Below are 20,477 nucleotides of genomic sequence, written 5' to 3'. Positions count from 1 at the left end.
TAGCACCAAGGATACAAAATATTGAAAAATTTAAATACATCCTATGTTAAGCTTCAACAAGTTATTTTGTATCTACAGCAGGTAATGTATGTAGATTTAAATACATCCTATGTTAAGCTTCAACAGTGTAAGGGTTCATTGATCCATTTAGGTTACGTAGAATTTAAATACATCCTATGTTAAGCTTCAACCTAGCTTTTTCTTGAGCAGCTTCCTCTTTTCTAACTATTTAAATACATCCTATGTTAAGCTTCAACTAACCAGTTTTTAATAATACTAAGTTTCTTGAATTGATTTAAATACATCCTATGTTAAGCTTCAACTAACCAGTTTTTAATAATACTAAGTTTCTTGAATTGATTTAAATACATCCTATGTTAAGCTTCAACTTAGCTTGTAATACAACATTTGCATTAGAAATTATTATTTAAATACATCCTATGTTAAGCTTCAACTTTTTCTTAACAGCATTTACAATTAATAGGACTAAATTTAAATACATCCTATGTTAAGCTTCAACATGAAATGATAGAAGACGGGAGAGCGTACAGTCCGGATTTAAATACATCCTATGTTAAGCTTCAACGAGTTTTTCTAAAGTTTTCTTCGTTTTCCTCTGGGGATTTAAATACATCCTATGTTAAGCTTCAACTTACAAGTGGCAGCAGATATAATGAAATAGGCAAAATTTAAATACATCCTATGTTAAGCTTCAACGTTTGCCAAGTAAATCCATTAGTTCATCACCTCACTATTTAAATACATCCTATGTTAAGCTTCAACAACTGTAAAATAGGCATTCCTTATTTTTATTATAGTACTAAACCCATTGAATTTAAAGGATTTATTAAAATTTATCCCAACCGTTTAGTATATTAAAAGTGTATCATCTAAAATCATGATATAGCCATTGATTTTACTGGCTTACAATTGATTTTTAGATTAAAATCAGTTGGGATGCTTTCTATAATATTAAATCCTCCTCAGTAGATCCAGTTACACCTAATATTTCTTCTCCAAAAACCTTATCATTCAAAAGCTTTATTATACATATAAAATCCTCTGTTTTGTCTATAACTTTGTTTAAATCTTTTTTTAATTTTATCATATTTGATGGGGTTATTTCTCCTCTAAATACGGACTTTTGATAATGCGTCAGATACTTTTTACATACTTTAAATACTCTATTAACCCTCTTCTCATTTACATCATAAAACAAGAATGCATAATTATAATTTATTTTTTCACTCATTATATTTTCTCCTTTATACTAAAAGGTTTAAATTCTTTCTCCTCTAATATATTTTTTATAAGTTTATAGCAATCTAATTTTATAGCTGTCTTATAACTAACTTTTCTTTTCAGCCTTGGATGTTCAAATACACCATCTAACCTGCTTTCAAAAGCTTCGATAAAAATCTTTTTACCAGATTCATTTAAAATACAATAATTCAAACTTTTATCAAAATGCTTTGATACCTGTATCTTCTTATTATTTACTAATTCAAATATAGTTTTAAATGTGATTATAGGCTTAAATGCTTCACTTATATCCAAACTTAATGAAAATCTGCCTTCTGATGGTTCATGTAAAAAACTAATTCTTTGGTCTAAATGAGTGTTATATATTGTAGATACAGTTTTAGAATATAATAAGCTATTTCCAAAAGATATCATAGCATTTATAGGGTTATCCGGTGGCCTTTTTACTCTCTTGTTGAATACAAAATCCTCAGGTAAAATATATTGAAAATTTGAATAAAATTTATGCCATACTTCGCCTTCAACCTGCATTAAAGATTTTATGTCTTTAGCTCCATCTATTTTATCTTTAAATTCCTCCTTTATCCAATCTAAAGTATCTTTTACCTGAGAATTACCGTGTTTATAATAGTGATATAAAACTTCATATATGTTTTCTCCTATTCCTAATACTATAGGCTTAGCTATATCCATTCTCCTGTTTTCAAAAGTCTTTACCTGATTAATTAATAATCTGCCGCTGACTAAATTCTCTTTTGGATAAAAAGTCCCGCTATATCCCCCGTAATAATTGAAAAAGTGAACTACTATACCATGCTGTGATAAAAAATCTAATAACTTTGTATTAATTGAGATTTCTGATAAACAGTATATCTCTTTAGTATTTTCTATGGGTATATATGAATTTTTATCATTCTTTCTAAAGCACAATGAATTATCCTTACGTGAGAGCTCTCCCATAGACATTAAATATCTTGTACTTCCCATAATATCCTCCGTTTATATATAACAATATTCATAATAAGCACATTTCTTACATTTGTTTTCAAAAATCACATTAGGTGGTTTAGGTAAATCTATCAATTCTTCTATGCCCTTTACTATTATTTTTAACTCTTTTTCTATTTCCTCATTCAATTCTTCATATATTATTTTGTTATTTTCCTTCTTTTTTTCAATAACTTCTATTTTCCCTCTTCTCTCTATTCCCTTATCCTTTAATATCTTTAAATAAAATAATAACTGCCATCTAACCGCTTCTATGTCAGCATCGGATTTTTTTATTTCTATCAAATAATCTTTAGTTATTTTATCTATTCTTATATTGTCTATAGCAACCTCTGTTTTCTTTCCCTGCTCTTTTTTTAATTCGTGAATGGCTTTTCCAACTTTAACTTCTTCGCTATTATTCTCCATATTAATTCTGTTGCTATGTAACCAACACTGCCTCTTACAATGGATATAATAATTAACCAAAGTACCATTAACCTTCATAATTCACCTCAACATTATAAAGTAAATATTAAAACTTATATACTAATTTACAACCAATCTCATTTAAATAAACATGTTATCTTCAATTATTACTCCAATTTCATAATTATAGTCTAAATTTAATATATCATAGTACAATCCATTAATGTAATCTTTCTCCTTAAAGAGATAATCATTTTGTAGGTACACAGGAAGAGAAATAGTATTTTCATACTCAAAGTTATTTTTATCATAGTCTTCTACTAAAATAAAATCCTTCTTAGGAAATTCTATATCCCTTAAATCATAAGAATCTTTACTTTTGAAAATACCATGTGAGCTCTCCAATACCTTATCAAATTTTTTATAACCTTCCATAAATTTAGATTCAATTTCATTTATAATCTTTTTATCAATAAATAATTGGTCATATACACTATTTAACCATTCTGTATATTTACCTAATGAAAATAGCCCTTCCTCTAAAGTATCATAAGTAATTTCTAACATTCGTGAATAATAGGGCTTAACTTCTGTATCCCTGAAGACAAATATTTTACCTAAATTATCGATTTTTTTCTTTCTATTTACTCTTCCAAATCTTTGAATCAGTGCATCTATAGGAGCATTATCTGTATACATAACATTAAAATCAATATCAAGTGATATTTCAATTACTTGAGTAGCTACTAATATAAAATGCTCCTTATTTTTAAGCTTATTATATATTTCATTTTCCTTCTTAACCCTATCTTTTTTCTTAAATTGAGAATTGTAAAGAATAATGTTGTCCTTATTTATACCCATTTTAACTAATTCTTTATATGTTGATACTGATTTATTTATCTTGTTTCTTACAATTAAGATATCCTTGCCAGCCATAAATTCATGGATAATATGGTCTAAATAATTTTCTACACAATCATCAATTTTATATATATAATTGGCTTTTTTATTAAATAAGTCTTTATCATTTATAATAGGCAATGTATTAATATTTAAAAGTTGTTTAATTTTATTAGGTATGGATGCACTCATAAGGCATACTGGAACATCATAGTAAGAACATATTTCTAAAAATCTCTTCATAAACCCCATAAGTTTAAAATCATAGGAATGTACCTCATCTATTATAATTGCAGACCTTAAAAAATTAACCATTGCAATATTATATCTACCTAAATTCAAAAAATATTTGAACAAGCTATCTATTGTAGACACTGTAATACCCTTATTAAAAGTTGTGCTAAATAAAATATCACTATCAAACTTATCATCAATTTTACCATTTTCATTCTCATATTGCTTTTCAAGATATATTTTAGATGCACTATGTATAAGTCCTGTATCCTTTAAAAATATTCCTTTAGCTCTTTCATAAAGTTTATTTGATGTTGTCTGTGTGGGCAATGTATATATAATTCTACTTTTTACACTATCTATATTACTTATTGCCCACAAAAAAGAGCCTTCTGTTTTTCCTTCTCCCGTAGGTATTTCAACCAAAATGCTTCCCTTATGTTCCCACATCTTTTTTTGAAAATCTTTTGGTTTAAACTTCTCTATTCCTATAGCTTTTTCAAATCGTTCACATACTTCTTTTTCATCAATTAGTTTTTCAAAACCTATATTAGTAAAACTATTATTAAACTTAGAAGAAGCAATCCAATCCGCTAGATTTAATATTCCTAATATATATGAATACAAAAGTCTAATTTTATTGTAATTTTGCAAACTTCTTAAACTTTCAACATCATCATAAAGAGTCTTAATTTTTTTCTCCAAATCCTTTAAATTTATTTCTTTATATTCAAAATCATAATTGCAACTTTTATTTAAATATTGTTTATATGCTTTTTTATACCCATAAAAAAAATATTCTGCTTCTGGCAGAAATGTAAATTGAAAGTCCTTATTATTACCAACAGTTTTAAAAATACTATCTTCATTAAAAATAGAATGATGCGTCAATATACAAAGCATCAACATATTAATACCTTTTTCTTCATCAAGATCAAAATCAGCTATATTAGAAAACAAACTTGAAGAATACAGTGAATGATAACTTCTATGTCCACTTTTTATTGTAGCTTGAAATTCTTTAGTGGCTTTACCTATATCATGAAAATACGCATCTAAAAAAATTAAATCCTTAATTTTATTTTTATCGTAATTTGTTTCTTGTGATATAAATTCTAATTCTTCATCATCAAGCATCCTTAAAGATTCTTCTATTACCATAACCGTATGCTTTTCAAGTGTCTGAGTTTTTCCATCTTTTCTTTTCTTAGCAATGATTTTATCCATATTAATATTTCCCCTTTAAAATTTATTAGCCTACTCATTAGCATAGAATGTTTTAATATTAACCCAATCACAATTGCCCTAACTTTTCAAATATAATACCTTAGGAAAATACTTTTCATGTTCATTTTCCTAAGGTACAATTTTTCATAAATCATGCCAAAGTATATTATTCTTCAATTTCTATCAATCACAAAAATTTGATGTCTAATAAAAAACTACCATATCTTTTCCGCAAATATAACTTTTCTCACCGTTTAATTCTACTAAACAATTAACATATTCCACTTGCTTATAATCATTACATCCTTTTCTTGCTTTCCTTAAATCTTTATCTACCTCAATTTCATAATTAAGAGGAACTATATTAGCAGTAGGAGGTTCTACATCTTTACAAATATCCTTTATTCTAACATTATATCGGTAACCCTTATCCATAAAAACAGAATTTATAATATTACTTTCATTCTCTTTAATGTCTATATCTTTTTCCACATTAAAAATTTTAACGATTTCATCATCAAGTCCTAAAGAAGGTATAGATTTAGGGCTTTTTAAGCACTGAAAAATCTCTTGACTAATAGCATCATTTTCTATCATTAGATATATAGTATATTTTGCGTTAAATAATCTATCCCTTCTTATAATACTTCTTCCATGCATTCCACTTTTATTTTCTAATGATTTATAGGACCATAAGTCTTTTGCCTTTCCCTTAATGGAATCTATAACAACAGAAACTTTTATTTTATCTTCATTTAATAACATGTAATAATATTCTTCTGATTTACCCATTATATTTGTAATCATACCTAGTATAGTAGTTTTAGGTGGAGCTAAAAAGCTCTTATGATATGTTCTAAAAAAAGGTATTCTAAAAGAGTTAAATACACCCTCAACAGAAAACTTTATTATATTCATGCTACTCAACGCCTACCTTTAAAATATTTAAAGCCTCTGTTACTGTGGTTATTTTAATACCTGCTTCATTAAAAGCCTCTTTAATGGCAGTTTCATTTTTAAATATATTACATGAAATACCTATAGTTATATCATCAATAATTGCTTCGTTGTCTTTTATTTCATCAATTATAGCCTGGTAATCTAAATTATTATAATTATCAACATAAATAATATTTAGCAAAAAAGGATTCCCTGTTTTTTGCTTAGCAGCAACAACAAATTTAGGAGAAATATCTTCAAGATTTCTTGCTTGCTTAGCACCTCCATTAAAATACCTAATGGCATCAATTAGTTTATTAATTCTATTTTTCTTTTCTTCCTGTGACAAAATAGGGGTTATCTCATATGTATACTCATTTATCTCATTTCCTATTTTATCAGCATCTACAATTATGTTTCCCCTCATATAGTTTAATGTATCTATTTCTATCTGAACAATATTACCGCTTTTTTTGCTTTCATCTGCAACATACTGTTTTCTTGTTAAATAGTCATATTCGCCTTTATAAGGATGTATTGACACCATAGGTGCTACTTTAACTGGTGACCATCTTCTTCCTCCGTTAGGCAACATGTATCCGAATAAATCCAAGTCACAAAATTCCTTAAACATAAGTTGTTTATTTTCAATTTTCGTCTTTTTTTTATCATAAATTTCACCGTTAAATTCTAAAAAATTTGGTTCACCATTTTCATTAACTCCAGTTATTCTTTCACCTAATTGAGCTAAAGTTTCTTTTAAATATCGTCTTTCAGCCTGACCGGAAATATAAGCATACTCTTCTCCTTGATTATCAATAATCTTTTTTATAGGAGTTATGTTTCCTCCCATACCTTCACTTCCGTTTAAAGCCCCTAAATTAACCTTTGAAATATAAGAAATATTTAAAAACATACCTATTTACCTCCTTTTGATAATTGTTTTTGTTTTGCAAAAATAGTTAATCTATATTTATCAATAGCATATATTGATATATAATCTCTAATGATCTCCCAACTTTCAGGACTTTCTTCCATATTTAATAATATTTCTTCCATAACTTCGTTAAATTCTTTGGTAAATTTAGCTTCTGATTTTTTCTTTAATATTGTAAACTTTAAATCTTTAAAGTAAGCCACCATTTGCTTATGATTTTTTACATTTCTTAGCTTAAAAAGCAAATCTTTATCCTCTAAATTTGCTGCAAATAAACCTATTCCCTCTCCAAGTTCTTTTGATTTACTATGTAAACTCATTACATAATCACCTCTTCCTAATTCATTTAAATATATATTCTCAAAATCATAAATACCAGAACCAAGTCTCCCCTTATCTTTCTTTAACATTTTATAGGAAACCTCATAATATACTTTTCTCATATCAATAAATTTAAGCATATTATCACAAAATTTTTTAATATTTAAATTTATTTTTTCCTTTTCATCTTTTGACATAGAAATTGTTGTCATTATTTCTGCTAAATATTTAAACATTGTAGAATCTAAAAATTCTATATTTGTTAATCTTGTGAAAAATCTAATAATTCTATATGCTTTCGTGTATTCTTCAAGGCTAGATTTCATATTCCCATCCTCTGTATAAACTACAAAAGATATTTTAGGTAAACTGTTATAGAGTTTTTCTTTTCTTTTCTTTATTCTCTCTCTATCTTCATTTTTATAAATTTCCTCTATATGGTTTATACGAGATGCTAAATACATAAAAAATTTAACCTGAAATTCAACTGCAGTATTGGAAATATAAAAGTCCTCATTTTTAATCCCATCATATTTAAGTTGATACGATAAATCTATATTGGTAGGAATACTTTTAAGTGTGCCTTTATTTTCATCTTTTACTTGAACTGGATCATCATTTATATTGAGATATTTTTTCATTTCATATAGTGCTAATAAGTCAATGGAATTTATATAAATAAAATAAGATGAATTGAAAAACCTTTTTATTTTTACTCCATACCAATAAATAAGGGCATCCCACTTATCTATAAAATTATTTTTGTTGTTGAGCATATCTCTAAAACAAAAGCCACCATCTTCAAATTGATGTATTTTAGAATCAAAATTAAGCATATCTTCTTTAACAGAATACTCCATATAACTTTCAATAAATTCACTTTTAGTCATAAATACAGGTATATAACATTTATTATCATCTTTGAATTTATCATCTTTCTTAAATATTTTTTCATCCTCATTCTTGTTGCCCTCATTTAAGTTATTTTCTTTTGCAAATTCAACATATTTAGAAAATAATTCTTCCGTAGTTATTTTAATTTCAGCAGGTGTTATATATTTATATGAATATTTAACATCGTTACCTGAGGACTTTCCCTTTATGTCATACTTTCTGTCATACACAAAACGGTTATTATCAATATCCCAATAAAGTCTATCATTGTCTGTCTGAAATACAATATTGTTATTTATAATAAATTTTTTAAATAATTTATTATAATATTCATCTTCATTTTCTTGTGAAAATTGCAAAATAAGCTTTTCATTACTTAGTTGACAATATAAACCTTCTATATTATAGTCTTCTAAATAAATTTTTAAATTAACTAATCCATTATTATAAAAAATATCTCTCTTTACAAATTCTTTTGTAACTTTATTATTATTCAATTATTAAACTCACCTCCAGTCACATTTACAATACCCTGCCCCTAAAATAGAATTTTTCTCAGCCAATCCCCCTCCTAACACAATAAATGCAAGTTTTTGCGATTTATCATCATCGTTAACTTTAATTTTGAATTTGTTTCCAAGAAGCCTGATCCCCTTGTAAGAATAATAAGTAGGTTTTCTATTTAATATTTTTAGTTTTTCTATAAAATAATCCTCTACTTCTCCAATTTCTTCATTAAAGAAAAACTTAAATTTTTTTTCAGCATTAGCATGAAGCCTTTTAACTAACAAAAGAATATCTCCATTTGGAAGCCATGGTTTACTATCAATTGTTACAATTGCCGGAGTAATTGTTTCCAAAAAGTTAATATGCTTTTGATTGATTCCTTTTATATCTGCTGAAATAATTCTCAAATCACTGCTTTCATAATTTTCCATGCACTTTTTAATTTTTAATATGTAATTTTCGCTGAAACATCTTAGATTTAAAATATATACTCTATCCTTCTTATATACGCCATCTTTTTCTACAGGATACAAATTTGTAAATACATATTTGTATATTTTCTCTTTATGGTATTTTCTTAAATCGTTATCATTAAGCATTAAATTACTAATGTTTTTCCCTATAAGTTCACTGCTTTGAGAAAAATGTGTATCCTTTTTCAAAAAGATTGTTGCTATTAGCTCATAAAACTTCATATTTAAACTCCTCTCATATTCATGAATATAAGTTATAACCTTACATATATTCAATATTAATATAATACTATTATGTGACATTATCAATATACTTCATTACGATAATTCTATTATTATCTTTATAAATAATAATTATTCATTATAATAGACTAACATTTAATTACAAATAAAATTATAATAAATACATCCAATGTTATGGTTAATCGGAATAAAATCAAAATACTCCATTACTTTATATACATAAAATGTTACTTTTCATTTTGTAATTATGTCCATATATCATTCATTTAAACACCTTTTAGGAATAGCTGATGAATTTTTATATCCAAGAAAATTTAAGAATCGTTTATAGCACTAAAGAAATGTATACTATTAACTACTTTGAATTATACAAAACATGGATATAGGATAATAAATAGAACATCCTATGTTAAGGTTCAACATAACCAGTAAAATCAGCATTCCAATTGCTCATTCTATTTAAATACATCTCATGTTAAGGTTCAACTTTTGGCTAGTCTGGCATCTATATTCTTTTTCTTTATTTAAACACATCCCATGCTAATATTCAACCACCGTAAAATAAACATTTATAATTTTAATAATATCACATAAACAATTATTACAACTTTTCATTATTTTATAATTATCTTATTTACTGTGATTCCATAATCTTTAAATATAGATAGTAATCGCTGTGCTTTTTTACGATCTCCAATAGATTTATGTATTTCCATCCCATCCTCGTTTTTAAGAGAAAAAGTTAAATATTTAAATCCACCGCGTGATCCTTCTGCTATTATCACATCAGTTGCATTTTTAATTGCTTTCATAAATTTTTGTTTATTTTCCATTTCCTCTTGCAAATATTCTTTATCAATAATTTCTGATGAATCCCAAAGTACGTCTATGGTTGTAATACCAGGAAAGTGTACTCCAACAAAACGATCAGATGCCCTGCTCCATTTTCCATATTCACCTATAGTATAACCTTCTGTCCCTACAATAAGTCTTGGTGAATATCTTGTAAGATTAGCTTTTAATCTAACAAGAATTTTTATATGCATTCATTTCACTCCTTGTGGTTTATTTTTCATAATCATTACTTTACTACCGCAGTCTTCCAGAATACAATTTTGTTGATATATTAACCACAGCGTATTTATTTTAAATAAATTTTGTTAAACTTAATATTATCTATTTTTCTACATTTAGTTCCAGTTAATATAAAGAATGATATCATGGAATAATATTATTATTCTTAACATATATTGCATCTCATGTTAAGGTTCAACGTTCCAGAAGAACTATAGGTATGCCACCCTGGTTTAATTTAAATATAACTCATGTTAAGGTTCAACTTAAAGCATTAACCAGTAAATGTCAAAACTTGGGATTTAAATACATCTTATATTATAGTTCAACATCTAGATTGCAATTTAAAATTATATTAGAATATATACATATTATACTTATTCATGATAATTTTCATCAAATCTTCCATAACCAACATTAGTTTTCGCTCCTATTCCCAAATCATAAATTATTCTTTCGAACAATTTTTCCTTTATACCTTCTGTTATAACGGTGTTTTGGCTATCTAGATCATATTTATCTTTTAAGTCGAATCCAAAACACCAAACTACATCTGGCATTATCTTTAAGAATTTTATAGGATTAGGATTTTTCAATTTTTCTTTCTCATCTCCATGCGGGGTTATGTAATCCTCACCTAATAAATACCTATCTCTTTGTTTCATTTCTTTTATGGTTTTATCTATATCAATAGTTGCTCCGAAAAATATATCTCTTTCATTCATTGGTATAGGTTTGTAGGTACCATCTTTTTCTTTATATCTACCTTCAAATATATTATAGGTTAGTTCTTTAAAATCTATTTTTTCTACATAATCTTCTTCTAATTTTAATTCTTTTAAAACTTCTTTTATATACTTTTCTTTCTCTTTTTCCAGTTCTTCTTGAACTTTTTCTTTTTCACTATAAAAAACACTTCTTAATAGTCCTTTTACAGATGAACCATTTATAATTGGAAGCCCTGTTGTATAATCAAATTCCAATCCTAGCTTAAACTCTTCTTTCGCTTTTATAATATGGCTATATCCCGTTCCAATAATGAGTCCAGGATATGTAGTTTTAAAATACAGCTTATTTCTATATAGATTATCCTGAATATCTTTTGTAAACTTATCATATCTATAAAATGAAGCATCGCTGTTTTTTATTATTTTTCTATTTATATATTCAAATTGGTTGCTTTTTTCTTTATCCAATTTTTTAATAACATCATTACCATAATACTCTTTGTAATATAAATATCCTATATTGCTGCTATTCATCATAAATCTGCTCACCTAACTTTCATTATTTTCCGTAAGCTTAAATACTTTTATTGCTAATTTAACAGCTATAGCTGCATTTATTACTTCTTCTTTTCTAATATCCTTTTCACTATTATCCACCAGTATATAGCTTAAAAGATTCTTATCCTCTTCAATTTTTAAGTTTTTATTTTTATATATAACATCTAAAATCAACTTTGTTAATATTCTTCTGTCACAATTAGACTTAGAATCATCTGCTTCGAAGAAAGCCACAGTAGAAACTAATCCACTTTGGATTAAGCTTGCCCCAAAATTGGATATATAACCTTTATACTCTTGGGGAATTTGTCCAAAATTTTTATCATCGGTCTTTTTATAAAATTTTTCATCTTTAATATACTGATTTATCAAATTTATTGCTATTGGAATTTGTTTTTCAATCTCTCTTTTATTCATCTATTTCACCTACTTTTCATTAATAGAAGTGATATTACAATACCCATATCCAATAGTTGCATTTCCACCTATTTGAATAGGATGACCTTTGATTTTTTCAAATTTATTAACATGTTTTTTGCCGCACATAACTCCAAAATAAAATCTAGTTTCTCTCGGTACAATTTCCTCATACCATAAATTTTCACTTTCGCCATTATCAAGTTTATTTCTTGCTATAATCGGAAGTTCAGATACTATATTTAAAAAAGTCCTATCATCTACAATAATTAGATTTTCTCCAAATAAGCTTGTTATCTTTTGATTATTTTCTATGTCTAATCCGTCTTTTAAATCACTCCTAAAGCCTTCAACTCTTAAATCTTTATCATCTTCTATATCTTCATTAAAACACTTTATAACAGATATACTATTCTTATTTTCTCCTACTAGCTTTTGAATTTTTTCTAAATCCCCCATATAATCTAACCTATATTGAAAATTACTAACGAAATCAATAAAATCTTTTATTATTCTTGGACATGTAGCTCTAAAAAATGGTTTCTTATTGCTTCTTAATGGAATTGATAAAAGCATACCTGGAAATATTTTATATTGTCCTATACCTTCCATATTATCTCCAAAAATATTATTTATTTCATCGATATCACATTTATCTCCTAAAAAATTTTTTAAACTTCCTTTTAAACTAGATGAATTAATAACTGGGAAACCTGTTATAGCATCTTTTTGAACTTGATTGTCTATAAGTGTATAGCTTGCATCTCCATTTCCAACATGCATATTGGTTAGACATCTTATTTTATATAATTTAAAATTATCCATTCTAAATCCCCCTAAATAAATATGTTATATCCAATCTTTTGAAGTTTACTATTATTTATACTCTTTAGCAATTCATCATATCCAGTTTTATAAGCAAACAAAACTGAACCTTTTTCTAAAAAAGAATATCTATTCTTACTTTTATCAAATCTATTATAATAGGCATTACCTTTCTGTTTATTTTCATTGTAATTTTCACTTTTCAAGCTTCTAAAATCAATCCTCTTTGAAATTGAATACATACAATTTTCTTCATAAACTCGTTTGGATATATAAGTATCTGATAATAAAATTATTTTATATATTTCTTTTTTATCTAATAATTGCTCTTTTTCACAAGGCATTTTTTCTTCTATGATAAAACTAACTTTTTGCTTATCTACAAAATTTATTTTTTCTTTAATATCAAAAGTAATCTTTTCAAGGGATATAGAGAAATAGCTTCCTTCTCCCCCTAAGGCAACTACATTTCTATAATTTTCAAAACTTGTATTGCTCTCTTTATCATCTTCTATATCTAAAATAAAAGCAAAACACTTATTCTCTTTTTCATAATCTTTGTCATAGTTGAATTTATACTTTTCCAACCTAAATAAAGAATTTTCTTGTGCTATATGTTTTTCATCTAATCTTATACCTATAGAACTATCTTTTATAAAAACTTTATCTCTGCTTATAATATTACCTTTTTCTATATCTACAAAATCATCTGATAAACCTTTTTTAGCATCAAAATCAATAGGTAAATATACTTCTTTTGATAAATCAGTTTTAACTTTTAAGCAGTTTCCTTTATCATCATTAAATTTCAAAGGAACATAATTATTGTAATTTTTATTTTGATTATGGTCTTTAGGTACTTTAATTAAAAATCTATCTACACCATCTATCTCTTCTACTATAAAAACTGGTGATATACTATTTATAATTCCAAAGTCCTCATTCGAGCCTGCTATATCAAAGCTTTTTTCACCTATTAATTTTTTTATTTTTCCCTTTTGCTCGGGTTTATAATCCCATTTTTCTCTTATTAATTTATTTAAAACCAATATTTCTTTCCTAATCATCCCTAAAATAGATGTTTGTTGTGGAAACTCTCTTGACTTAATTATGTTATTTTTAAATTTCATTCCTTTTTCATAAAAACTAAATATCCTCTCTCCACCAAAGAAAAAAGCACCCACTGGTTTTAATTTAACTAGATATCTACTCATTTCTTTCACCTTTTTCTTTTTTAGTTTCGTCATCTAATTTTATATCTTCGTCCATAAATCTAATAAATCTTAAATAAGAATAAATCTGATTTATGCATTCATCTTTCTTTGCTTCATCCTTCATTTCATCATAAATTTCATGTATAAAACTTATGAGATTTTCTATATAAATTTTTATGGATTCAGTTTTGTGTATTTTTTCATTAAAGTTGTTATCAAAGTAATTTTTTAATAAATCTTTATCTTTTCCGATTTCATTTAATATAACTTTATCTCTTACAAGCTTAAAATGAATAGCTTTTAGATAATTTCTAGTTTCCTTAGTTTTATCTACATTCCTATTTACGCTATTAAATAAAGCCTTAAATTCTTCATAAGATTTACTACTTTTGCCTACTACAGTCTCAAACGATTGTCCACTACTTTTTATTACTTTAAAAGCTATAGCATCTTTCTCTTTGTTTTTAAATCTATAACTTTTCGCTTTGCTAAAAAGTAATTCTCTTGCTTCATCTAAAGCATAATACAGTGGGAATTTATAATGTACCATTGCGACACCAAAAGATGTAGAAGGTTTCTCTTTAAACTTCTCATTTTGAAATTTATCTTCAAATACTTTCGATAAACAATCTATAACTCCAAAAATATTATTATCAAAGTTTTTATTTTGAAATTTAACTTTACATTTTTCATTTATTATAGGAGCAATAAAAAGCAAGTCATCTCCACCTGCATATACTGTAAATCCACCATATTTTTTGATTATTTCATTAGAATCCTTTGAATACTCCAAAAGTTTTTTTGAAAAATCTTTATAGTCTTCATAAATATCTTCTTTATTTTCATTAATTTCAAAACCCTGTATAACTTTACCCATAAAATCACCATCTACTTGAACAAATGCTATATATTCGTTGGCTTTTATTAATTCTTTTTGTAGTCCAGCTTCTATATCACTTTTCAATCTGTTTTTTATTTCATCATCATCATTTGGAAAATCCTTTTTATAAGTTTTCCCTAAAGCTATTTTAAAAAGACATGGATATTCTTCATCTTTTCCTTTCTCACCATAAGCATCTTTTGATAAAAAATGCTTTTTAAAACTTTCCTCTTTTAGATTTTTATTGTTTAAAGTATCAAGAAGATAATTATTTTTCATTCCCTTCCCATTAAGAAGTTTTTCTCTAAGTTCTAAAGCATCTAAACACTTATTAACTTTAAAAATTATATTATTATCATCTTTTTTGTTATATATATCTAATTCCACTTCTAAATAATATATTTTTAAGAAATCGTCTATATTTTCTTCTATTATTTCATAAGGGCTATTTTTTTCATACTTTTGAATCTCATTTATAATATCTCCCTTAACTTGTTCTACAGATTTTTTAACTAAATCAAAATCTCCATCTTTAGATTCGAAAATGAATCTATCATGAAATAATCCTACTTCTTGTGGAAATTTAAATATCTTTTCATTATAAACATAAGGAACTATAAATTTATCTTTTAATTTATTATCTTGTTCTAATAATTTTCCAATTATATTTTTCATAATGTAAGAAAACAAATAACTACTTGCCCATAACTCCCCTGTTTCTTTAGCATTACTAATAGTTTCAATTATAGGTCCAATTGTTAATCCTATATAACTTTTTTTGCTTTCAGACAATTACTTCACCACCTCTATTTTGCTATTCTAAACTATTCCTTAGTTCTTTTAGTTTTTCTAAAATTGAAGGATCAAGATAACCTTCTAAATTTAATTTATCTTCCTTTTTCTTAATATGTTCCTTATTTTTTACACTCTGTTCTTTCTTATTTACATTGTTGAAATAAAACTTTTCCCCATCTAAAATAAACTCATTATCACTATTTATACAAAAGCTTCCATTATGCCCTTTAGATTGTCCACTACCAAAATTATTTTTTTCAAGAAACTCAGGTAAATTCTTAGCTATTATATCTAATAAGTTCTTATAAAATGAAAAAATCTCAACTTGTACAGTATCAAATTTTAATTTATACTTATCTTGTTTTCTTTTTGACTGTAAATTTTTCATATTATAAAATTTTATTTTATAATTAAAAGCCTCTTTATCTTTAAAATCATCTTTTGTTCTTCCTACTTTATATCCTACTAAATACTGCTTGTACAATTCAAAATTACCTAAAAAAGCATTTTTTATTAAAAACTTATCTAATTTTGGTTTAAATTCTGTGCCCCTTATAGTTGCTCCACTTTGGTCACCTTGAAAATGAATAAGCGGATTATTCTGTTTTAACGTAACTATAAATTTTGTCATATTATCACCTTCTATCTTTTATTAATTGTATCATCCAAATAATCATGAAAGTAGGCACCCCAAAAATAGCTAGCCACTTTAATACCTCTGATCTTAATGGAAATGCTGTTGCAACAACCCCCATAACAGAAACACTTAATCCTACATATGTAATTAAATTTACCAACTTATTGGTACTACCATTGGTCTCCAAAGTAATATATCTTTGTATCTCATCTATTTCTTCATCTAATCTTTTTACTTCTCTTTCTATTCTCATAAGTTCTGTAAGTTTATCGTATAATTCTATTCCTTGCTCTTGGGCCGTAACTTCTCTAAAGTAAATGGTGTTAACAAAACGAATATAATATTCTTGCAGTTTCTTTATTTGTCTATATATATTCTTATTTTCAAAACTAGCTATCTTTGAAGTTTCATCTGAAAATCTTAAAATTGATGCTCTTTGAACCAAAGCAAGTATAATCATTTCATAATAAATATTATTTATATAATTATATAAAACATTTACAGAAAAATTTGATTCATCACACAATAATACAAAAGAATATCTAGAAATTCCAAATAATGTCCCATAATCTTTCCATCTAGTATAAGTTGATTTTAAGAGTAAATCTTTCTTCATTCTTCCATCTTGACAAGTTGATCCTTCATTATCAATAAACAAATATTGATACCAAAAATCATTTTTTAAGTATTCCTGGTCTTTATATTTAGTTAAAATACTTGAATTTAAATTATCACTATACCAACAAATTACAAACATCCTATCGTCTATTACAGGTCTTATAAGTATATTTTTTTTCTCATTAGAATAGTAATCTTTTAATTCTTTTTCTGTAGATCCAAATTTTTCTCCTAAGAGTTCTGTTATAATCTTTGAAACTTTAGTAGGATATTTCTTTGTATCATAGTTAAAATCTTCTTCTATAGTATCATTTCCAAATTTCAATGATACCTTTCGGGCTAAAAGATTATCCTGAGCTTTTTCTAAAGGAATATATTGTGGATAAATTCTTCTTCCATAATCGTTAATTATAAGTATATCTTCTCTTGTTTTGTATTCATAGTTATCTAAAAAGTAAGATAGCGTAGCTACTCCAGTATCATAAATTTTTAACTTTATACTTCTAATTTTTAATTTATAAGATTCTTTTCCCATATCATCTCGGTTTTTAATATATATTTCATATATTGAATTTTTATTTATATTTTTATAATTTAAGCATGTAACAATTCTGTTAGATACCTTTTTATTAATTAATTTCTTCCAATAATATTTAATATTTTTAATAGTCGTACCTTTATACTTATTTATTTTTACATTGCTTTTTTTCCCATATATAGCTTTCCTTACATTACCATAAAAATATGTATAGGTATTATAATCCTCATCATTTTTTATTTTTCTTTCCTCTTCTTCCCATCCATCTCTCAAAGACTCTATAAACTTATCCACATTTAAACGCTCATCTATGCAAGTATTTAGCCAATCTTCATTATTCACATAATCCCAATTAAATGGAAATACAAAAATATGAGAACTTATTATTTTTTTATCACTATCCATATTTTCCCCCACTTTTACCATATCGATATATTTGTACTTTGAAATTTATTATTTAAAATAATGTAATTCTGTGTCTATAAATTCGCAGGTAAGAGTGCTCTGTTTTAATTTATTTTTTAATCTTTTAGCTAGTTTAATTACAGTGTCTTTCCATTTTTCAATATCATCTACAAAATCTTTATTGGCAACTCCTGTAATTACTATTGTTTCTTCTCCATTTTTAGGGCAACCCCACTCTTCATTATAAATTGTTTTACTTGGCTTAATTATTGCTGAAACATATATATTGTTTAATTTAAATTCTTCTTTAGCTATTTTCTGCCAAATACCACCTACTAAATCTAAATTTTCATTTTGATTATTAGTATGAAAATATTCTTTATTTACTCCAGTTACAATTTCAAATCTTAATGTTTTATTCAATGTTTATCGTCCTCCAATAATAAATTTTCTACTCACAAAACCCTGCCCCAACGGCAGAAATCTTCTCTCCTAATCCAATAGCTCTAGCTAAAAATGCTGCCTTTTATGCTTCTTCATTGTCTTGAACTTCTATACTCACCTTGTTTCTAATCAATTTAATATCTTTATAATTAAAATGCATTGGCTTTATATTTTTAAATTTTATTTCTTGTATAAATTTATCCCTCACATTTATTTCTTCATTAAAAAAGCTTTTATATTTCTTCTCTAGATTATCTTCTAATCTTCGTTTAAATACATCCAAATCATCATCTTGTAACCAAGGCTTACTATCTATAGTTACTATTAATGGAATCATAGTGTATAGTTCTTTAATATATTTTTGTTTTATTTCTTTTCCACAAATTGAAACGACCTTGAAATTATCACTTTTTAACATAGATAAACATTTACTCATTTTGTTTATAAAATCATAACTTAACCCTCTAATTTTAAAAACATATAACCTATCCCTTATATATATTTTTCCATTTCCCAATGGATAAAAGTTATTAAATACATAGTTTTTATATTCCTTTCTATGATGAATCTGTTTTAATTCTTCATCAAGCAGCATACTCTTATTTATATTTTTTCCAATAATATATCCATCTCTTTATTGTAATTAATCTATATTATACCACACAACCCTGTAATAAAGCATTTACCTATTTTAAACCATGTAAGATATTGTAACTCGTTCCTTAAATCCCACACATATATTTAAAATCAATTAATACATCTCATAAATAACAAATTTCTAATTTATAAATTATTATTAAATTCGCCTTATAAGATTATATAAAAATAAAAAAGGAACTGTCGCATTGAACTTTGAACTGCTACCCGTCAAGTAGACAATTAAAAAAATAAAAACTTTTTCTGCCAGTAGATATTATCTTCTGGCAGTTTTTATGCTGCTTGCAAATATATCTCATGTTTTTCCATTGGTGTTAGTACACCAAGATTTCTTTGTAACCTTTTATTGTTGTAATACTCCATATAGTCTTCAATCATTTTTACCACAGAGTCCCTGCTGGTAAATCTTTTTCCGTAATACCATTCGCGCTTTATAATTCCCCAAAATCCTTCCATTGGACCATTATCAATGCATTTTGCAACCCTTGACATACTCTGTGTCATTCCCGCTGTTTTAAGTTTTGCATGAAAGACTCTGTTAGTATACTGAAACCCTCTGTCACTATGAAATAATGGATGTGCATCTGGATTTGCTTCAACAGCAGCATCGAATGTATCAAAAACAAGAGCGTTGTTATTAGAGTCTCTAATGACATATGATACAATACGTCTATCATACAAATCCAGGATGGCACTGAGGTAAATTTTATGCTTTTCAGTTCCAATGTAATAATGAAATTCGGTTACATCCGTAAGCCATTTTTCATTAGGTGCCTTTGCTGTAAACTCTCTATTCAGGATATTCATAGCTATATATTGAGGATTTTTTGCCTGACGAGTACATCCATTGTTGGAATACTTAATTGTGGATTTTATATCTAGTTTTCGGCAGATTCGAAGCACTCGTTTATCATTAACTTTACAATTATGATATCGTTCAAGATCATCTCGGATTCGGCGATAGCCTTTGTCTGGATTTTCTACATGAATTTTTTCGATTTTCTCTGCAACCTGTTGATTCTCTAATTCATTTGCAGGTATTTCTCGATGTAACCATTTATAATAACTAGCACGTGCTACATTTCCAAACTTACATAACGCATGTTATTGTCAATAAAAACTTCCCACTTTGGGGAAGAATTTTTCCCCACCTAAAAGTATAAAAAAATAAACTATTTTAAATTGGAATCAGTTTTAATATTGTCAGTGTTTCCCTCTGACATTGATTTAATAATACCTTCTCGTTGTTTCATTCTATAACTTTCACCTTTAATTACGACAAAATGACAATGATGAACATATCTATCCAAAATTGCAGTTGCCAATACAG

Annotated in this window: 19 protein-coding genes, 1 pseudogene and 1 CRISPR repeat array (1 of these 21 running past the window's edge); all 20 genes and pseudogenes read right to left on the bottom strand. The window is 26.3% G+C overall.

The genetic code is table 11. The annotated features are described in order from the left end of the window. Nucleotides 1-783: a CRISPR direct-repeat array (repeat unit 30 nt; unit sequence ATTTAAATACATCCTATGTTAAGCTTCAAC) (it extends 694 nt beyond the left edge of the window). 181 nt (nt 784-964) lie between these two features. After that, entirely contained in the window at nt 965-1,252 is a 288-nt protein-coding gene (gene cas2 / locus CLLI_RS10255) for a CRISPR-associated endonuclease Cas2 (RefSeq protein WP_106064124.1), read from the bottom strand. Beyond that, complete coding sequence (gene cas1b / locus CLLI_RS10250; protein ID WP_106064123.1) at nt 1,252-2,250, bottom strand: type I-B CRISPR-associated endonuclease Cas1b; 999 nt, start codon at nt 2,248-2,250, stop codon at nt 1,252-1,254. Before cas1b ends, cas2 begins: the two co-directional genes overlap by 1 nt. A gap of 12 nt (nt 2,251-2,262) precedes the next feature. After that, nucleotides 2,263-2,757 (bottom strand): CRISPR-associated protein Cas4, encoded by a 495-nt coding sequence (gene cas4 / locus CLLI_RS10245; RefSeq protein WP_106064122.1) that lies wholly within the window; start codon nt 2,755-2,757, stop codon nt 2,263-2,265. A 63-nt stretch (nt 2,758-2,820) separates the two neighbouring features. Continuing rightward, nucleotides 2,821-5,043 carry a CRISPR-associated helicase/endonuclease Cas3 gene (locus CLLI_RS10240; RefSeq protein WP_106064121.1) on the bottom strand — a complete coding sequence of 741 codons (2,223 nt, stop codon included), beginning with the start codon at nt 5,041-5,043 and terminating at the stop codon, nt 2,821-2,823. 204 nt (nt 5,044-5,247) lie between these two features. Next, nucleotides 5,248-5,961 carry a CRISPR-associated protein Cas5 gene (gene cas5, locus CLLI_RS10235; RefSeq protein WP_106064120.1) on the bottom strand — a complete coding sequence of 238 codons (714 nt, stop codon included), beginning with the start codon at nt 5,959-5,961 and terminating at the stop codon, nt 5,248-5,250. Between the two features lies 1 nt (nt 5,962). Further along, nucleotides 5,963-6,898, bottom strand: coding sequence for a type I-B CRISPR-associated protein Cas7/Cst2/DevR (gene cas7i / locus CLLI_RS10230; protein ID WP_106064119.1), 936 nt, complete (start codon nt 6,896-6,898; stop codon nt 5,963-5,965). A 2-nt stretch (nt 6,899-6,900) separates the two neighbouring features. Next, nucleotides 6,901-8,631 carry a hypothetical protein gene (locus tag CLLI_RS10225; RefSeq protein ID WP_106064118.1) on the bottom strand — a complete coding sequence of 577 codons (1,731 nt, stop codon included), beginning with the start codon at nt 8,629-8,631 and terminating at the stop codon, nt 6,901-6,903. 9 nt (nt 8,632-8,640) lie between these two features. After that, on the bottom strand, nt 8,641-9,336 hold the full coding sequence (locus CLLI_RS10220; RefSeq protein ID WP_106064117.1) for a CRISPR-associated endoribonuclease Cas6: 696 nt from the start codon (nt 9,334-9,336) through the stop codon (nt 8,641-8,643). Between the two features lie 635 nt (nt 9,337-9,971). Beyond that, nucleotides 9,972-10,403, bottom strand: a complete 432-nt coding sequence (locus CLLI_RS10215; protein WP_106064116.1) for a hypothetical protein — start codon at nt 10,401-10,403, stop codon at nt 9,972-9,974. A gap of 405 nt (nt 10,404-10,808) precedes the next feature. After that, nucleotides 10,809-11,696: a type III-B CRISPR module RAMP protein Cmr6 gene (gene cmr6, locus CLLI_RS10210; protein WP_242975581.1), complete on the bottom strand. Its 888-nt coding sequence runs from the start codon at nt 11,694-11,696 to the stop codon at nt 10,809-10,811. Nucleotides 11,697-11,708: 12 nt separating this feature from the next. Beyond that, nucleotides 11,709-12,134 carry a type III-B CRISPR module-associated protein Cmr5 gene (locus tag CLLI_RS10205; RefSeq protein WP_106064115.1) on the bottom strand — a complete coding sequence of 142 codons (426 nt, stop codon included), beginning with the start codon at nt 12,132-12,134 and terminating at the stop codon, nt 11,709-11,711. Between the two features lie 9 nt (nt 12,135-12,143). Next, nucleotides 12,144-12,959 (bottom strand): type III-B CRISPR module RAMP protein Cmr4, encoded by an 816-nt coding sequence (gene cmr4 / locus CLLI_RS10200; protein WP_106064114.1) that lies wholly within the window; start codon nt 12,957-12,959, stop codon nt 12,144-12,146. 11 nt (nt 12,960-12,970) lie between these two features. Continuing rightward, nucleotides 12,971-14,206: a type III-B CRISPR module-associated Cmr3 family protein gene (locus CLLI_RS10195; RefSeq protein WP_242975580.1), complete on the bottom strand. Its 1,236-nt coding sequence runs from the start codon at nt 14,204-14,206 to the stop codon at nt 12,971-12,973. Beyond that, the gene (locus CLLI_RS10190; RefSeq protein ID WP_106064112.1) at nt 14,166-15,845 is read right to left on the bottom strand and encodes a Cas10/Cmr2 second palm domain-containing protein; all 1,680 of its coding nucleotides are present in this window, start codon (nt 15,843-15,845) and stop codon (nt 14,166-14,168) included. The genes CLLI_RS10195 and CLLI_RS10190 overlap by 41 nt, the downstream gene beginning before the upstream one ends. Nucleotides 15,846-15,867: 22 nt before the next feature. Then, nucleotides 15,868-16,479, bottom strand: coding sequence for a hypothetical protein (locus CLLI_RS10185; protein WP_106064111.1), 612 nt, complete (start codon nt 16,477-16,479; stop codon nt 15,868-15,870). A gap of 4 nt (nt 16,480-16,483) precedes the next feature. Further along, on the bottom strand, nt 16,484-18,046 hold the full coding sequence (locus tag CLLI_RS10180; protein ID WP_106064110.1) for a hypothetical protein: 1,563 nt from the start codon (nt 18,044-18,046) through the stop codon (nt 16,484-16,486). Nucleotides 18,047-18,094: 48 nt separating this feature from the next. After that, nucleotides 18,095-18,469, bottom strand: coding sequence for a hypothetical protein (locus CLLI_RS10175; protein ID WP_106064109.1), 375 nt, complete (start codon nt 18,467-18,469; stop codon nt 18,095-18,097). 103 nt (nt 18,470-18,572) lie between these two features. Beyond that, nucleotides 18,573-19,085: a CRISPR-associated endoribonuclease Cas6 gene (locus tag CLLI_RS10170; RefSeq protein ID WP_106064108.1), complete on the bottom strand. Its 513-nt coding sequence runs from the start codon at nt 19,083-19,085 to the stop codon at nt 18,573-18,575. A gap of 335 nt (nt 19,086-19,420) precedes the next feature. Further along, nucleotides 19,421-20,236 (bottom strand): annotated as a pseudogene (locus CLLI_RS14895) (IS3 family transposase); the annotation flags it as partial. A gap of 83 nt (nt 20,237-20,319) precedes the next feature. Beyond that, the gene (locus CLLI_RS14725) at nt 20,320-20,472 is read right to left on the bottom strand and encodes an ATP-binding protein (RefSeq protein ID WP_423236801.1); all 153 of its coding nucleotides are present in this window, start codon (nt 20,470-20,472) and stop codon (nt 20,320-20,322) included. Nucleotides 20,473-20,477: the final 5 nt, after the last annotated feature.

Source organism: Clostridium liquoris, from assembly GCF_002995785.1.
GTDB lineage: Bacteria > Bacillota > Clostridia > Clostridiales > Clostridiaceae > Clostridium_AO > Clostridium_AO liquoris.
Note: the sequence above shows the minus strand (reverse complement) of the source record. Positions and strands in the feature narration are given on the sequence as shown.